Annotated in this window: 19 protein-coding genes; 4 read left to right on the forward strand and 15 right to left on the reverse strand. The window is 56.2% G+C overall.

The annotated features are described in order from the left end of the window. Positions 1-34: 34 nt before the first annotated feature. The 4 genes from nifS to ACFSOY_RS03765 form a co-directional block, all read right to left on the reverse strand. Positions 35-1219, reverse strand: a complete 1185-nt coding sequence (gene nifS / locus ACFSOY_RS03750) for a cysteine desulfurase NifS (RefSeq protein ID WP_386044182.1) — start codon at positions 1217-1219, stop codon at positions 35-37. A 39-nt stretch (positions 1220-1258) separates the two neighbouring features. Then, positions 1259-1711 (reverse strand): RrF2 family transcriptional regulator, encoded by a 453-nt coding sequence (locus ACFSOY_RS03755; protein WP_386044183.1) that lies wholly within the window; start codon positions 1709-1711, stop codon positions 1259-1261. A 222-nt stretch (positions 1712-1933) separates the two neighbouring features. Further along, positions 1934-2191 (reverse strand): hypothetical protein, encoded by a 258-nt coding sequence (locus ACFSOY_RS03760; RefSeq protein ID WP_386044184.1) that lies wholly within the window; start codon positions 2189-2191, stop codon positions 1934-1936. A gap of 138 nt (positions 2192-2329) precedes the next feature. After that, positions 2330-3001, reverse strand: coding sequence for a DUF2225 domain-containing protein (locus tag ACFSOY_RS03765; RefSeq protein ID WP_386044185.1), 672 nt, complete (start codon positions 2999-3001; stop codon positions 2330-2332). Positions 3002-3199: 198 nt separating this feature from the next. On the opposite strand from ACFSOY_RS03765, the gene ACFSOY_RS03770 reads away from it, so the two are divergent. Continuing rightward, positions 3200-3517 (forward strand): YolD-like family protein, encoded by a 318-nt coding sequence (locus tag ACFSOY_RS03770; protein ID WP_386044186.1) that lies wholly within the window; start codon positions 3200-3202, stop codon positions 3515-3517. 292 nt (positions 3518-3809) lie between these two features. On the opposite strand, the gene ACFSOY_RS03775 is transcribed toward ACFSOY_RS03770, so the two are convergent. Further along, the gene (locus ACFSOY_RS03775; protein WP_386044187.1) at positions 3810-3965 is read right to left on the reverse strand and encodes a hypothetical protein; all 156 of its coding nucleotides are present in this window, start codon (positions 3963-3965) and stop codon (positions 3810-3812) included. Between the two features lie 178 nt (positions 3966-4143). Here ACFSOY_RS03775 and ACFSOY_RS03780 point away from each other — a divergent pair, with 178 nt between their 5' ends. Beyond that, positions 4144-5817, forward strand: a complete 1674-nt coding sequence (locus ACFSOY_RS03780) for a PhoX family protein (RefSeq protein ID WP_386044188.1) — start codon at positions 4144-4146, stop codon at positions 5815-5817. Positions 5818-5829: 12 nt separating this feature from the next. After that, positions 5830-6030, forward strand: a complete 201-nt coding sequence (gene tatA, locus ACFSOY_RS03785; RefSeq protein WP_386044189.1) for a twin-arginine translocase TatA/TatE family subunit — start codon at positions 5830-5832, stop codon at positions 6028-6030. A gap of 54 nt (positions 6031-6084) precedes the next feature. Here the strand turns inward: tatA and ACFSOY_RS03790 are convergent, their stop codons facing one another. Together ACFSOY_RS03790 and ACFSOY_RS03795 are read right to left on the reverse strand one after the other, a co-directional pair. Then, a complete protein-coding gene (locus tag ACFSOY_RS03790; RefSeq protein WP_386044479.1) occupies positions 6085-6780 on the reverse strand; it encodes a sulfite oxidase-like oxidoreductase in 696 nt (231 codons plus the stop codon). 22 nt (positions 6781-6802) lie between these two features. Further along, positions 6803-8629, reverse strand: coding sequence for an ABC transporter ATP-binding protein (locus tag ACFSOY_RS03795; protein ID WP_386044190.1), 1827 nt, complete (start codon positions 8627-8629; stop codon positions 6803-6805). Between the two features lie 104 nt (positions 8630-8733). Here ACFSOY_RS03795 and ACFSOY_RS03800 point away from each other — a divergent pair, with 104 nt between their 5' ends. Beyond that, a complete protein-coding gene (locus tag ACFSOY_RS03800) occupies positions 8734-9708 on the forward strand; it encodes a beta-ketoacyl-ACP synthase III (protein WP_386044191.1) in 975 nt (324 codons plus the stop codon). Between the two features lie 46 nt (positions 9709-9754). On the opposite strand, the gene ACFSOY_RS03805 is transcribed toward ACFSOY_RS03800, so the two are convergent. From ACFSOY_RS03805 to ACFSOY_RS03840, 8 genes are all read right to left on the reverse strand, one after another. Beyond that, positions 9755-10318, reverse strand: a complete 564-nt coding sequence (locus ACFSOY_RS03805) for a GNAT family N-acetyltransferase (protein ID WP_386044192.1) — start codon at positions 10316-10318, stop codon at positions 9755-9757. Between the two features lie 131 nt (positions 10319-10449). After that, positions 10450-11634: a methionine gamma-lyase gene (gene megL, locus ACFSOY_RS03810; protein WP_386044193.1), complete on the reverse strand. Its 1185-nt coding sequence runs from the start codon at positions 11632-11634 to the stop codon at positions 10450-10452. Between the two features lie 122 nt (positions 11635-11756). Next, positions 11757-12203 (reverse strand): SRPBCC family protein, encoded by a 447-nt coding sequence (locus tag ACFSOY_RS03815; protein WP_386044194.1) that lies wholly within the window; start codon positions 12201-12203, stop codon positions 11757-11759. Then, positions 12184-12612, reverse strand: coding sequence for a hypothetical protein (locus tag ACFSOY_RS03820; protein WP_386044195.1), 429 nt, complete (start codon positions 12610-12612; stop codon positions 12184-12186). Before ACFSOY_RS03820 ends, ACFSOY_RS03815 begins: the two co-directional genes overlap by 20 nt. Positions 12613-12699: 87 nt before the next feature. Beyond that, complete coding sequence (locus tag ACFSOY_RS03825) at positions 12700-13005, reverse strand: 2Fe-2S iron-sulfur cluster-binding protein (RefSeq protein WP_386044196.1); 306 nt, start codon at positions 13003-13005, stop codon at positions 12700-12702. A gap of 187 nt (positions 13006-13192) precedes the next feature. After that, positions 13193-13507: a DMT family transporter gene (locus ACFSOY_RS03830; RefSeq protein WP_386044197.1), complete on the reverse strand. Its 315-nt coding sequence runs from the start codon at positions 13505-13507 to the stop codon at positions 13193-13195. Then, positions 13507-13848 carry a DMT family transporter gene (locus ACFSOY_RS03835; RefSeq protein WP_386044198.1) on the reverse strand — a complete coding sequence of 114 codons (342 nt, stop codon included), beginning with the start codon at positions 13846-13848 and terminating at the stop codon, positions 13507-13509. Before ACFSOY_RS03835 ends, ACFSOY_RS03830 begins: the two co-directional genes overlap by 1 nt. Beyond that, the gene (locus tag ACFSOY_RS03840; protein WP_386044199.1) at positions 13848-14447 is read right to left on the reverse strand and encodes a TetR/AcrR family transcriptional regulator; all 600 of its coding nucleotides are present in this window, start codon (positions 14445-14447) and stop codon (positions 13848-13850) included. The genes ACFSOY_RS03835 and ACFSOY_RS03840 overlap by 1 nt, the downstream gene beginning before the upstream one ends.

A 14447-nucleotide genomic window follows, 5' to 3' on the forward strand; every position in this document is an offset into this window, starting at 1 on the left:
GTTGTTTTTTCAAGCGGTATTGCGCTGTAAGTTCTTACGTGATCGGCAGGCCCTTTTGGAATCGCTCCCAAACGGGGGACATCGCGCGAAGTTTGTCTGCGATCGGCTTCAGCTGCTCGATCACATAGTCAACATCTTCTTCGGTGGTCGCTTTGCCCAAGGACAGGCGCAGCGAGCCGTGTGCGGTGGTGTGGGTCAGACCCATCGCCATCAGCACGTGAGACGGATCGAGCGAGCCGGAGGTGCAAGCAGAGCCGGAAGAGGCTGCGATGCCCTTCATATCGCAGGAGAGGAGCAGCGCCTCACCCTCGATGTACTCGATCGAAACGTTGACGTTGTGCGGCAGGCGCTGTTCACGCGGACCGTTCAGGCGGGTCTCTTCGATCGAGCCGAGGATGCCGTCGATCAGCTTGTCGCGCAGGGCGGACAGGCGAGCCGACTCCTGCTCTCGCTCCGCGACAGCCAGTTCGATCGCGACGCTCAGGCCGACGATGTTTGCCACGTTCTCAGTGCCCGGGCGAAGCTTGCGCTCTTGACCGCCGCCGAAGTACAGAGGCTGCGTGCGCACGCCGCGGCGCATGTAGAGGACACCGATCCCTTTCGGACCGTAGATCTTGTGGCCGGAGAGCGCGAGGAAGTCGCAGTTGATCGCCTTCACATCGACCGGGATCTTGCCGACCGTCTGCACAGCGTCCGTGTGGAACAGAATCTTGCGCTCACGGCAGATCGCGCCGATCTCTTCCACCGGCATGATCGTGCCGACTTCGTTGTTGCCGTGCATGATCGAGACGAGCACCGTGTCGTCGCGAAGCGCGTTTTTAAAGTCGTCGACCGAGATGCGGCCATCTGCGTCAACCGGCAGATAGGTCACTTCGAAGCCTTCCTTCTCCAGCGCTTTAAACGCATCGAGAACCGCGTGGTGCTCGACGACGGTGGTGATCAGGTGGTTGCCCTTTTTCTTGTTCGCGCGGGCACCGCCGACGATCGCAATATTGTCCGCTTCCGTACCGGAACCGGTGAAGACGATCTCTTTCGGATCGGCGTTGATCGCTTTTGCTACCTTTTCACGAGCTTCTTCCATCAGCTTGCGAGCCGGTCGGCCAAATTGGTGAATCGAGGAGGGGTTGCCATACACCTCTTTGAAAACATGCATCATCGCATCGAGAACTTCTTGGCGGACCGGGGTGGTTGCCGCATGGTCCAGATAGACTTTACGCAAAACTGTCATCTCCTTCACAACTATGTCTAACTTGGTTGGTTACTTGCTTGACTCCTTGTGCGTATAGAGCTTGGCGCTGCCTGTGACGATATCGTGAAGCGTGATGTCGTCAAGGACGGCAACCATAGTATCTCGTAACTTCTCCCAGACGACCTTGGTCGTGCAGTAGTCGGTCTTGGAGCAACAGAGCTCCGCGTCCTCTTCGGAGGAGTGCAGACACTCGACCGGCGCGATCTCGCCTTCCAGCACTTTGACCACCTGGCCGACGTTGATCTCCTCAGGAGGACGACCCAGCCGATAGCCACCGCGAGCACCGCGTACACTGGTGACGAGCCCTGCCTTTCGCAGCTCGACAAAGATCTGCTCCAAGTATTGCTCGGGAATCTCTTCGGCAGAAGCGATCTGCTTAATCGGCGTCGGGCCTTCCTCCGCTCTTTGCGCTAAATAGGTCATCGCCATCAGGCCGTAATGACCGCGCGAAGAAAGCTTCAATGTACGCACCTCCTTTGGAACAAGCAGATATCCGCCTGCGCATACCACTAACTAATCTTGACCATATTGGTCAGGATTATGTGTAAAAACAAATCAGGAACTCGCAAAACGAATCCTGATTGATTTGGTCAACATTATTATAGGCATGGGTAGCACCTGCTGTCAAGGCATGCCAAGGCCAAAAAACTGCGTTGTCAAGACCCAACTGAGAAAGATTTTCAATTATTTCGCGTCATCTTTTTTCCGGTTGTCGATGATGACCGGAGCTGCCACCACCGTAGCGTGGCCTGTGCGATTTTCATAGCGCATCAGCTTCTCCACCGCAGGTTCGGCGAGCAGATCGATCTCGCGCTGAATCGTTCGCGCCAGATCGAACTTGCCAGCTCCTTCTAAAAACTTCCCGACCTCCCAAAGATCGTTGTAGCGCTCAATCTCCTCGCGGTTCAACAGCCCGCGCACCTGCACGCTGATCGGTCTCATCCAGCACCCACCTTTTGTCCAAATCGAAGAGTTGTGCCAAACGACGCGTTCCACAAGGCACTGCCGCCGCTCTTGACGGCAAAAGTCGGATCGACCTCACCTCTTCTGACTGCATTATAGAAGATTGTCTTCGCGCGCTCAACCTGACATCTGCTGCGGCTCTCGCATCAGCGTCCACTGATCGCGAGCCAGCTTCGCATACTTGGGCAGCGACTGCTTATCTTGGATCACCTGGTTGAAAAAGTAGATCGCTTCCTTCTGCTGGTTCAGCCGGCGGTGCAGTTCGCCGATCAGATAGGTGATGCGGCCGTCCGCCCCGATCGTCCGGTCATGCTCGTAGGCGTTAAAATAAAAGTCGAGCGCATGGCGCAAAAAGCGCTCCTCCTGCACCGCATCGCCCTGCTCTCGGTACAGCCAGGCGAGCTGCAAGCACAGGCCGCCGACCGTTTTGGCCGGCTCCTCCATAAACTGTGCGCAGAACACCGCCAGCTTGAAGGAGGTCATCGCCTCCTCGATCGATCGCACGTTGCCAAAATCGCGCGGCATCCAGCGGGTCACCACTTTCTGGCGATAGCGCTCTCGCTTATAGGAATTGATTCGCGGCTTGGTCTTATCCATATAGGAGAAGCCGCACATGCCGCATACATTGATCGTATAGTAATTTGGATTCACCTGGCGATAGGTCGCGTAGAAGTCACCTTCAACACTCTGCGCTTTTACCGCTTTGGATAGGACTTTTTTCGTAACATAAACGTGAGAACAAAGCGGGCACGTAATCTTTCGGTCATAGAGCACATCGGTCAGAATCATGCGATCTCATCCCCACTCATGCAGAATATAGGACTTATGTCCTTATCTTCTCATGAATGACAGCGTTCGACAATATACTCTTCTCGTTGACAGCGGCGAGTGTTGTTTTTTACAAGCAGATCGGTTAAAATAAGAACAAGTGTTCGTGTTCATTTTTATACTCGTCTACCGTACTATTTTATGCAAGGGAGCGATCATATGAACCGAGGAAACAAGATTTGGGATGATCAGCAGACGATTTCGCCTGAATTCGGTGCGCATCTCGCAGAAGGTGGTGCTTTGCCCCACAGCGTGCAAGTCGCGACCCGCGACCCGCAGGAAGAGATCGAGCACCGTGTGCAGGAAGCGATGATGCACTGCCGAGCACTGCGATTTGTCGTCGGAGAAGTGGACGGTGAACATACAGTGGAGGGACGAGTCGTCAGCTACACCCCGGATACCCGGAGCATGCAGATCAGCAACGAATGGGGGGAGTTCCTGCTCCCGCTCCAAAATATCGTGCGCGTGCTGTGTTGATCATAGCCCAAGTGAGGTTCGAACCGATCGGTGCGGGCGCTTTCATCCGGCAGATCCGCTGATGCTCGCCAACTCTTGGTACACGCTTTTCCCAGCATTCCCGCTCATGGTATACTGATTGTGATAGCTGGGAAAGGAGCGCATCACATGAATCAGAAGATCGTTCGCACCGTCTCCCTCGTGCTCGCAGTGGCGATGGTGGTCTCACTCCTCTATTCGATTACCTATAGCCTGCTGTAAGGCAGTATGATACTGCTTCGTCCGCCCTGTCCGTCGCCGGTCAGGGCGGATTTCATTTGCACAGCGCCGCATAGGACAAGCCGATCAAGAATCCGAATCCCAGCACGTCTACCGCCTGTGAGCCAAATAGAGATTTCACCACGAACAGCACCGCGATCGAAATGATCGAAACGAGCATGCCGAGCCAGATCTTTTGCTTGCTTTTCATCCCCACCGCCTCCGTCAGTTTCCATCCTACCTCTCTTATACCCAGATCGCGGACGATCCACACATCCCATTTTCACAAATGCGCAATAGTTGTTTACAAGATTTTGACCCCTCCTCAATCACAGTTGATTCGTTTTCCATTACCCTTGAGTTGTAGAACATATTGGAGGGATCGACAAATGGAAACGATGAACCGTCGCAAGTTTTTGTCCTATCTTGGCACCGGCTCCGTGGCGCTGGCAGCCGCTTCATCCGGCCTTGGCGTGCTGACGAGCGAAAAAGCAAAAGCGGCGACTGCCGACCACCTGTTCGGATTTAAGACCAACAAAGTATCCGGCTATTTCAAACCGATCCAACATTCCAAAGAAGATCAACTGCTGCTCCCGAAAGGATTCAAATATGATGTGGTCGCCGCATACGGTGATGTGATCAACGCTGCTGGCGACACGTTCGGCTTCAACAACGACTACACCGCCTACTTCCCGCTCAATGGAAAGAACTCAGACAAAGGTCTGCTCTGGGTCAATCATGAGTACACCAACCCGATCTGGGTCGAAGGACAGCCGGGATCTGGCGGCTATACGAAAGAACAGCTACATAAGTTGCTGTACAACCAAGGCGGCTCGATCATCGAGGTCTACCGCAGCCAAGATGGGACGTGGAAGCTCGATAAACGCTCTCAATATGCGCGCCGCATCACCGGCCTCACGCCGTTTGAGCTGACCGGACCTGCGAAGGGATCGAAAGCGGTGGGAGGTGTCAGCAAAGTGCAGGGCACCTTTGCCAACTGCTCTGGCGGCATCACCCTGTGGAACACCGTCCTCTCCTGTGAGGAGAACTTCGAAAGCACAGCAGAGGCGGCCGGGCTCAATCAGACGCACTACGGCTGGGTGATCGAAGTCGATCCGTTCCATGCGGAGTGGCAAGTGCGCAAACACACCGCGCTCGGTCGCTTCCATCATGAGAACTCGGCGATGGGATTGGCGAAAGATGGTCGCATCGTCGTCTACATGGGCGATGATGAAAAGGATGCCTGCGTCTACAAATATATCTCCAAAGGCAAGTTTGACGCGGCGAAGGAAAAGGCGAACTCCGCGCTGCTCGAAGAGGGCACCCTCTACGCCGCCAACATGAAAAAGGGCGCCTGGATCGCGCTGACCATCGAAGCGGTACAAAAGGCGCTGTCCGCACAAGGCTTTAAAGCACCCGCGCTGATCAGCAAGACGGTCGAGAAGCTGAAGGCGCAGTTCCAGACGCAAGCGGACGTGCTGGTCTATGCGAACGAGGCGGCGCTGATTCTCGGGGCGACCCCGACCGACCGTCCAGAGGATGTTGAGATCTCTCCGTTTGACAACACGATCTTCATCGCCCACACCAACAACGACAACCACGGCAACATCCACGGTCACATCACCCGCTTCTTTGAGCAGGATGACGATCTGGGCGCTCTGGAGTTCGACTTTGAGATCTTTGCGGCTGGCGGTCGCCAATCTGGCTTCTCCGCGCCTGACAACCTGTCCTTCGACAGCAACGGCAACCTGTGGACGGTCACCGACATCTCCGGATCGTCGATCAACAAAGGCGTCCACGCTCATTTTGGCAACAACGGGCTGTATGTCATTCCGACGATCGGCCCGAACGCCGGAGAAGCGATGCAATTCGCCTCCGCTCCGCTCGACGCCGAACTGACCGGACCGTTTTTCACGCCAGATGAGACCACCCTGTTTCTCTCCGTTCAGCATCCGGGCGAACAGACGAAAGACATCAAAGCTCCGACCTCGATGTGGCCGCACCGCCCGGGCGATTCGATGCCTCGACCAGCTGTTGTCGCCATCACCGGCTTTAAACTGTAGGAGGGAACGCACATGCTCACCAACATCGGAATCCCCGGCTTGATCTTGATCATCATCATCGCCCTGATCATCTTCGGTCCATCCAAGCTGCCTGAGCTCGGCCGCGCCTTTGGCAAGACGCTCTCCGAGTTCAAATCTGCCACTCGCAATCTCGTGCATGGCGAGGATGAGGAAAAGGACAAGCAGGAGAAAAAACAAGAAAAGCTGGCCTAGCCATCAGCAAAAGACCCTGTCTCGCGCGACAGGGTCTTTCCCTTCTTCGTAGCGTTAGGATGGGTCAAGCTCGCCACCCTGCGCTTTCTTCTGCTCGTGCAGACGAATTCGCTTCGCCACCTGCTCATAATACTCGTCTGTGTTCTTCACGCCGCGATGCCACTCTGGGTCATCTCGATAGCGCTGCTCAAGCCACGGATCGGCGTACAGATGATACCCGCGCTCCTCCCAAAAGCCTGGCACATCCTCCGCCACAAATTCGATCCCGCGCACCCACTTGGCGCTCTTCCAAAAATAGAGGTGCGGCACGACCAAGCGCAGCGGCCAGCCGTGATTGGGCGTCAAGGGCTCCCCATCGTGCGAATGGGCGAACAGCACATCGTCCATCAGCAGATCGGTCAGCGGGAGGTTGGTCGTCCACCCTTCCTCCGCGTGAATCACCACAAATTTCGCTTTCGGCTTCACTGTGACCAGTGCCATCACATCGCGAAACGAGATGCCCTCCCAACTGTTGTCGAGGCGCGACCAGGTGGTCACACAGTGGATGTCAGACGTTGACCGGCAGGCAGGAAGAGCTAACAGTTCGTCCCACGTCAGCACCTTCTCCTCCTCCACGAGGCCAAAGATCTTAAAATCCCACAGATCGAGATCGACCCTCGGCACCGTCCCCGCGTGCAGCACCGGCCATTTTTCGGTCAGGTGCTGGCCGGGGGGAACGCGGTCGCTCACGTCCTTCCCGCTCATGCGCATCACTCCCTTTCCTGCTTTTTCCCTATTCTATCCCGTTTGGATCGCTCGATCCCTGTTCTGCTTCAAACTGCTTGCGATAGAGGCTGGCATACATCCCATCCCGCTCCAGCAACTCCTCGTGCCGACCCGCTTCGATCAGACGGCCAGCTTCCAACACCAAGATCTGATCGGCCGCCAAGATCGTGGACAGCCGATGAGCGATCACCAGCGAAGTTCTCGACTCGTTGCTCATCAGCTCTTCTAACGCCTGCTGGATCAGATGCTCCGAATGCGAGTCGAGCGCTGAGGTCGCCTCATCGAGAATCAAAATTTTCGGCTCCTTCAAGATCACGCGCGCGATCGCCATCCGCTGTTTCTCGCCACCGGACAGCTTGTGCCCGCGCTCCCCGACGATCGTGTCATACCCTTCTGGCAGCGACGTGATCAGATCGTGGATGTAGGCCGCTTTCGCCGCCGCAACCACTTCCTCATCGGTCGCGTCCGGCTTGCCGTAGCGCAGGTTATCGCGGATGGTCGCATGGAACAAGAACGTCTCCTGCGTCACCATGCCGATCTGCTCACCGAGCGATTTCAAGTTGAGATCGCGCAGGTCATGACCGTCGAGCAAAACGCGCCCATCGCTCGGATCATACAGCCGCGGGATCAGGTTGGACACGGTCGTCTTGCCCGAGCCGCTCGGCCCGACCAAAGCGACCACCTGACCTGGCTCGATGGCGAACGACAGGTCTTGCAGCACATCTCGTCCGTCCTGATAACGGAAGGACACCCGATCGAACGTCACACGGCCATTCACCTGATCCAGCTTGATCGCATCCCGCTTCTCCACGATCTCCAGCGGCAGATCCAGGTATTCGAACAACCGCTCAAACAGCGCCACCGAACCTATGATGTTCACCTGAATGTTGGCGAGCGCCGCCACCGGCCCATACAAGCGGCTCAAGAAGGCGGTGAAGGCGATCACCGTCCCGAGCGTCATGCTCTCGCCGACCACCAGATGCCCGCCATACCAGTAGATGATCGCAGGTCCCGCCGTCGAGATGACCCCGACAAACATAAAAAACCAGCGCCCGATCATGCTCTGCCTGATCTGCAAGCGCATCAGTTCGCGGTTGATCCCTTCAAACTTCCGCGTCTCGTCCTCCTGCCGCACAAACGCTTTGACCAGCAGCGCCCCCGACACAGACAGCGTCTCCTGCATCAGCGAGGAGAGCTCGCTCATCCGCACCTGCGTGTTCTTCCGCGCCTCATAGTTGAGCTTGCCCACCTTGCGGGTCGGCAGAATGAACAGCGGCAAGAGCACGAGCGACATCAGCGCCAGCCGCCAGTCGAGCAAGAACATGGTGACGAGCGTCGTCACCGAGATCAAGATGTTGTTTAACGATTGAGCGATCGTGTCGGTGACCACCTGCTGCAACCCGTTGACATCGTTGTTCACCCGCGACATGATATCGCCCGTCTTCGTCGAGGTGAAAAAGCGGATCGACATGCGGTGCAGATGGCGATACATCCCGTTGCGAATGTCGAACATCACGCCTTGACCGATCCGCGAGTTCAGATAGGTCTGCATCACGCCGACCAGCCCCTGCAGGATGGCGGCCACCACCATCGCGATGACCAGCCAGTTGAGCAGCCAGAGGTCGCTTTCCGGAATGGCCAGATCGATGATCCACTTGATGAACAGCGGTTGCAACAACCCGAGCCCCGCCGCCACCAAGATACAGGCGATCACGCCAAACAACAGCTTCCAGTAGGGGACAAAATATTGATAGATCCGGCGCATCGACTCTTTTTTCAGCTCCGGTTTCTTGCCGTTCTGTCCCCAATCGATATTGGTATAAAAACGTCCCATAAGTTCACCCTCCGTTACGACCATCTTATAACAATTTTCTTAGTATCAGGTTCTAATACTAAGTGATATAATGAGCCTATACAAAAACTGAGAGGTGATCATCAATGTACAACACGATCATTTCGGGCATCGGCTCTTACGTGCCCGAGGGCAGGTTGACCAACCACGATTTAGAAAAGATGGTCGAGACGAGCGACGAGTGGATCATCACCCGCACCGGCATCTCCGAGCGCAGCATCGCCGCTCCCGATCAGGCGACTTCAGACCTCGCCTTGCTCGCCGCCGAGCGGGCACTCCAAGATGCTGGCCTCTCTGCGCAAGAACTCGACATGATCCTCGTCGGCACCGAAACGCCAGACCATCCGTTCCCCTCGGTCGCCTGTCAGCTTCAGCACCGTCTCGGCTGCCGATCCATCCCAGCGATCGACCTGCACATGACCTGTGTCGGCTTTCTCTCCGCCCTGCAGACGGCAGACGCCTTCATCCGCACGGGAAATTTTCAGCATATCCTCGTCGTCGGAGCGGATCTCTTGTCTCGCATCACCGACTATACGGATCGCACCACCTGCATCCTTTTTTCTGACGGGGCGGGCGCACTTGTCGTCTCAAAAGGGGAGGATGCCAGCAGCGGAATTCTCCATGTGACCACCCATTCGGACGGTGAGCATTTTCACAGCCTCTTCCTGCCCGCCGGTGGGAGCCGGCACCCGTCGCCGACCGCAGACGCCAAAGCGAAGATCGTGATGGATGGCCGCAAGATCTTTAAGCTTGCGGTCAACGTCATGACAGACAGCGTCAGGCAAACCTTGCAAACGACAGGCGTCTCCGTCGAACAGATCGACTGGCTGATCCCGCATCAGGCCAACCAGCGCATCATCAACGCGGTCGCTGAACATTGTCAACTCCCTGATCAGAAGGTCATCTCCACGATCGGCAAGCTGGGCAACAACTCCTCTGCCACCATTCCGATCGCCTTCGATCTCGCCAAGCGAGACGGTCGCATCAAGCGCGGCGATCTGCTGCTCTTCACCGCCTTCGGTGGCGGACTGGTCTGGGGCTCCGCGCTCCTTCGCTATTAGATCGCTGATCAAAATAAAGAAAAGGTGGCAGATCGCCACCTTTTCCCTATTCCTGCTCCTCAATATAGTACAGCTTATCCCCTCGCGCTTTCAGCCAGTCCTCGCGCAACAGCCCCATCATCACCTGATCGCGATGACCGTTCAACGTCCACATCGCTTGCCTGCGCACGCCCTCGATTGCGAAGCCGCACTTTTCATAGCAGCGAATCGCTCGCTTGTTGTCTGCAAACGTGTCCATCGAGATGCGATGGGCGCCATATCGGGTGAACAGCATTTGTACAAACTGATGCAGCGCGGAAGTCCCGTACCCGCGACTCCAGCAGTCGCGATCGCCGATAAACATGCCGATCGTCACATTCCGATTGATGCGGTTATAATCGCGAAATGAGATCTGGCCGATCACGACTTGCTCGCCATCCTTCTCCGCTTCGATCGCAAATACGCGGCTCGCATCGCTTGCCTTCTGCCCCTTGACCATCTCTTCGATCTGCCCGCGCGAATGCATCGCATCAGCAAACCCGCCAGCCGCCCAAAACATCACTTCTTCGTCTAGTCGAAAGCGATAGAGCGTGTCCACATCTCGCAACTCCACAGGTCTTATCGTCACCATCTCGATACATCCCCCTTTCATTAGCACTTTATAGTAATCAACCTAGACAGACTTGTCAAACAAAAAGGGCCGCTGCCACTGGCACCGACCTCTACCGTTGCTCCCCGGTTTGAATCCACCGCAACTCCTCGTCACACCTGCGCCAGCGCCTGCTGCAGATCGTCGATCAGGTCGTCCGCATCTTCCAGCCCGACCGACAAGCGAATCAGGCCGTCGGAGATCCCCATCTCCTGCTGCCGAACGGTAGCTGGGATCACCGCATGCGTCATCGAGGCCGGATGCTGAATCAAGGTGGTCGCCTCGCCCAGACTGACCGCGAGCTTGGCGATCTGTACGCCGTTCAGCAAAGCTCGCCCCGCCTCAAGCGACGCCACTTCAAACGAGATCATCCCGCCCGGCCCCCGCATCTGTTTCTCTCGCAGCTGCTGCTGAGGAAAATCGTCCAGACCGGGAAACATCACGCACTTTACTTTCGGGTGGCCCTGCAAAAACTTGGCCACCTTGCTCGCGCTCGCACAGTGCCGATCCATGCGCAGCGACAGCGTTTTTAAGCCGCGCAAGATCAACCACGCTTCCAGCGGCGACATCACCGCACCGAAATCTTTCAATGCGGACATGCGCATTTCATCGAGCATCGCCTTCCGCCCCACCGCTATTCCGGCGATCAGATCCCCATGGCCGCCGAGATACTTTGTGGCGGAGTGCACGACCAGATCGCAGCCAAAATCGATCGGTCGCTGCAGATAAGGGGTTAAAAACGTGTTGTCCACCACCACTTTTGCCCCGCGCGCATGGGCGACCTCGGCGACCAACTCCAAATCGACCAGCTTCATCGTCGGGTTGATCGGCGACTCGACGAAGACCACTTTGGTCTCTTGGCGAATCGCTTGCGCAAGCGACCTTCTGTCGCTCATCTCCGCCAGCGAAAAATCGACGCCAAACTTCCGTTTTAACAGCGATAAAAAATCGAACGTGCAGCCATACAGCCCATTCGAACACAAAATATGATCGCCCGACTCGACCAACGTCAAGAGCACCGCCGAGATCGCGCCCATCCCCGAGCCGAACGCAAGCGCAGCCTCCCCGCCCTCAAGCTCTGCCACCGCTTGTTCCAGCGCTTCGACAGTCGGATTGCCGAGCCGCGAATAGATCATCCCGCTTTCGGTACCGGCAAATCTCGCCCCGCCCACCTCTGCTGAAGGGAACACAAACGTCGAGCTCATATACAGCGGCGGCACCAGTGAACCGTAGCGATCCTCCTTGCCACCAGCCAAGCGAATGCTGCGCGTGGAGAAACCTCTTTGCTGATCCGACACGTTTCTCTCCCCCTTTCTGGCAGTCTATGAGCAAAAGCTCGCCCATGTACACAGCGACGCAACCGCTGTGCGCTCACACAAAACAAAAACAGCCCTGTGGCAAAGTTCGCCAACAGGACTGTCTATCGCTCGATCAATCGTTTCAACTTCCGCAAGGAGCGCTTGGTCACCAGGTACATCAGCGGTTGTAACGCCCACGGATCGAGCAGCAGGCGCCACGGCTGTTTCAGCTCGATCCGAAAGGCGGTGCGCACCACCGTACCTGCACCATTTCGCAAATAGGTCCACGATCCAGCACCTGACGCGACCGGCAACCGATGCGCACGCAGCAGCTTGACGACCGTCTGCCGATAGGGTGTCACCGCCAAATATTCCATCTCAAACGAATAGGGGACGATCAATCGCCCGGAGGTCAAAAACTGCGCCCCCTTCGTCGGATAGCCTTCTTTCGTAAACCGCCCACCTGTGATGCGATAATCCCACTCCCCGCGCCGCGTCGGGTCCTGCATCACCGCCCAGACTTGTTCGACCGGAGCGTCGATCTCCACCTCACAGGTCACGCGTGCCATCGCGATATCGATCCCCGAGCTTCGAGCTCAATGCTGCTCGAAGTTGCTCGACCCCTTTTAGGTTGTCGAGCGTCACAAAGTCGAGCAGCTCGATCTCCTTTCCCCTGCGTCGAATCTCAAGCCCCGCCTTCAACCGCTTCTCGCGCGGGTGGTAGACGATCTCGATCGTCTCCAAGCGGTACGTGCGATCGGACAGCAGCCGCCGCTCGACGATCAGCGCTTCATCGTCAAGCCGCAACCCCTTTTTGACAAAGTATTTCAGAAACAAAAGTACAATGAGCAAAACATCTAACGCGGTCAACAGCGCCACTTCTTCCCACCCTTGCGCCATCGTCAGCAAATACACCACCGGTACGATGGCGAGCACAAGAAACAGGAACCCGCCCTTCTGCTCATATCGATAAGTCATCCCAAGTCCTCCTCATAGAAAAACCGCCCCAAAATCGGCGCGGCTTCCCCAAACGTTCTATGTAGTCGATGCTCCCTCGACCTCCAACTAATCGCGAGCTGGATGGTCGACTTCGAGATCGCCGTTACACTCCAGTTGGCAGCCCAAGCGATGACCGTCGTCGATGCGGAAGAGCAGGAAATCGATCTCTTCTTCTGTCGGATCGTTCACGTTGTTCTCGCCTTTCAAGATCTTGACCGAGCACTGTCCGCATTCTGCGTTCATGCAGCCCCACTCCATCTCGATGTGGCGCTTTTTGCACTCTTCGAGCAGGTTGGCTCCTTTTGGAACTTCGATCGTTACAGTCTCTTCCGTCTCTTCCAAATGAATTGTAACCTTCACCGTATCTGCCATGATCTATTACCTCTTTTCTCTCTAATTTGGTCGATTACATCCAGTGTACCAATAATAAAAGGATTTTGCCACTCTCTGAATCGCGCGATGAAAAATGCGGTCAGCCACGATGTGAGCTGACCGCATTTCGGGCGGTGCTACAACAAAATTGACCCAGACAGCCGCACCGGTGGCGCGACACCTCCAGCTAAGAGATCAGCTTCAGCCCGATGACAGACGCGACCACCATCAGGATAAACAGGATGCGGCGCCAATCTTTCGACTCGCCAAACAGCAACATCCCGACCAGCGTGCCGCCCATCGTCCCGATCCCCGTCCACACCGCATAGCCGGTGCCCATCGAGATCGTCTGTAGCGCAAGCGTGAGAAAGAGAAAGCTGAGCGCCATCGAAAGGCTCATCGCTCCCAGCGCTTGCCACTTCCCCTTCGCCTTGTATTGGTTCAAGCTGGTCACGCCGGTCACTTCAAACGAGCCGGCCAACAGCAGATAGATCCATCCCATCAGACACGACTCCCCTCTTGATTCGGCGTTCCAGTCACCATTTTCAGCCCCAGCACCCCGATCAGCAGCGTCAGGATCAACAGCACTTTCGCCCACCGAAACGGCTCGTCAAAAAAGATCATCTCCACGATCACAGTCCCCACCGTGCCAAGCCCGGTGAACACCGCATAGACGGTTGAGACGGGAAGCGTCTTCAGCGCTTGAATCATCGCCACAAAGCTGATGATCAGCATCACGACGGTGCCTGCCCACATCCACCAGGTGGTCGAGTGGGTCAACCCCATCACCCAGACCACTTCTAACAGTCCCGCACCAAAGACCAATGCCCAACTTTTGTTCATCACTCAGTTCCTCCTTGCTCATCTGAAGCGACCACCCCGCGCCAAAAGATCGCCCAAGCAGCCTCCAACCGCTTCTGCGACCGCTCCTCTCCCCCGTATAGCATCTCGACAAAGATGCTATCCATCATCGCCATGTAGGCGATCGTCGCCCGCTCTGCCCCGACCCTTGCGATCACCCCGCTTTCGATCGCCGATGCAAAGACGGTCACCAGCAGCTGTTCCGCCCGATCCAAGTATTCCATCACATAGCGATCGACCTGCTCTTTGACGTGCAGGGGTGGAAAAAAGGACATGCGCAACCAAAACTTCATCTGCAGATCCTGTTCATAGCGCTCTTTATAGGAGACCAGCACCTGATAGAGGCTCGTCTTAAACGACTGATCCTTGTGCTCTTGAAACGAGCGTTTTAAAAAGCTCAGCTCTTCCTCCGCGATGTCCTGAATCACCTGCAAAAACAGATCATCCTTGCCTTTGAAATGCGCATAGATCGATGGAGTCTTGATTCCGACTTCAGCCGCAATATCGGCCAGCGATGCTCCCTCATAGCCATGATTGGCAAAGTGCTTAAGCGCCACCTGTTTGATCCGATTGGCTGTCAT

Origin of the sequence: Tumebacillus lipolyticus (genome assembly GCF_042682745.1) — a bacterium.
Taxonomy (GTDB): Bacteria; Bacillota; Bacilli; order Tumebacillales; family Tumebacillaceae; genus Tumebacillus_A; species Tumebacillus_A lipolyticus.

Excerpts from the sequence above, each read along its gene's own strand:
- ACFSOY_RS03840 (WP_386044199.1), bottom strand. The coding sequence starts at position 14,447 with ATGACAGCCAATCGGATCAAACAGGTGGCGCTTAAGCACTTTGCCAAT.
- ACFSOY_RS03815 (WP_386044194.1), bottom strand. The coding sequence starts at position 12,203 with ATGGCACGCGTGACCTGTGAGGTGGAGATCGACGCTCCGGTCGAACAA.
- ACFSOY_RS03825 (WP_386044196.1), bottom strand. The coding sequence starts at position 13,005 with ATGGCAGATACGGTGAAGGTTACAATTCATTTGGAAGAGACGGAAGAG.
- ACFSOY_RS03775 (WP_386044187.1), bottom strand. The coding sequence starts at position 3,965 with ATGAAAAGCAAGCAAAAGATCTGGCTCGGCATGCTCGTTTCGATCATT.
- ACFSOY_RS03820 (WP_386044195.1), bottom strand. The coding sequence starts at position 12,612 with ATGACTTATCGATATGAGCAGAAGGGCGGGTTCCTGTTTCTTGTGCTC.
- ACFSOY_RS03765 (WP_386044185.1), bottom strand. The coding sequence starts at position 3,001 with ATGATTCTGACCGATGTGCTCTATGACCGAAAGATTACGTGCCCGCTT.
- ACFSOY_RS03830 (WP_386044197.1), bottom strand. The coding sequence starts at position 13,507 with ATGGGATGGATCTATCTGCTGTTGGCCGGCTCGTTTGAAGTGACCGGC.
- ACFSOY_RS03760 (WP_386044184.1), bottom strand. The coding sequence starts at position 2,191 with ATGAGACCGATCAGCGTGCAGGTGCGCGGGCTGTTGAACCGCGAGGAG.
- tatA (WP_386044189.1), top strand. The coding sequence starts at position 5,830 with ATGCTCACCAACATCGGAATCCCCGGCTTGATCTTGATCATCATCATC.
- ACFSOY_RS03770 (WP_386044186.1), top strand. The coding sequence starts at position 3,200 with ATGAACCGAGGAAACAAGATTTGGGATGATCAGCAGACGATTTCGCCT.
- ACFSOY_RS03800 (WP_386044191.1), top strand. The coding sequence starts at position 8,734 with ATGTACAACACGATCATTTCGGGCATCGGCTCTTACGTGCCCGAGGGC.
- ACFSOY_RS03805 (WP_386044192.1), bottom strand. The coding sequence starts at position 10,318 with ATGGTGACGATAAGACCTGTGGAGTTGCGAGATGTGGACACGCTCTAT.
- ACFSOY_RS03790 (WP_386044479.1), bottom strand. The coding sequence starts at position 6,780 with ATGCGCATGAGCGGGAAGGACGTGAGCGACCGCGTTCCCCCCGGCCAG.
- ACFSOY_RS03795 (WP_386044190.1), bottom strand. The coding sequence starts at position 8,629 with ATGGGACGTTTTTATACCAATATCGATTGGGGACAGAACGGCAAGAAA.
- ACFSOY_RS03835 (WP_386044198.1), bottom strand. The coding sequence starts at position 13,848 with ATGAACAAAAGTTGGGCATTGGTCTTTGGTGCGGGACTGTTAGAAGTG.
- ACFSOY_RS03780 (WP_386044188.1), top strand. The coding sequence starts at position 4,144 with ATGGAAACGATGAACCGTCGCAAGTTTTTGTCCTATCTTGGCACCGGC.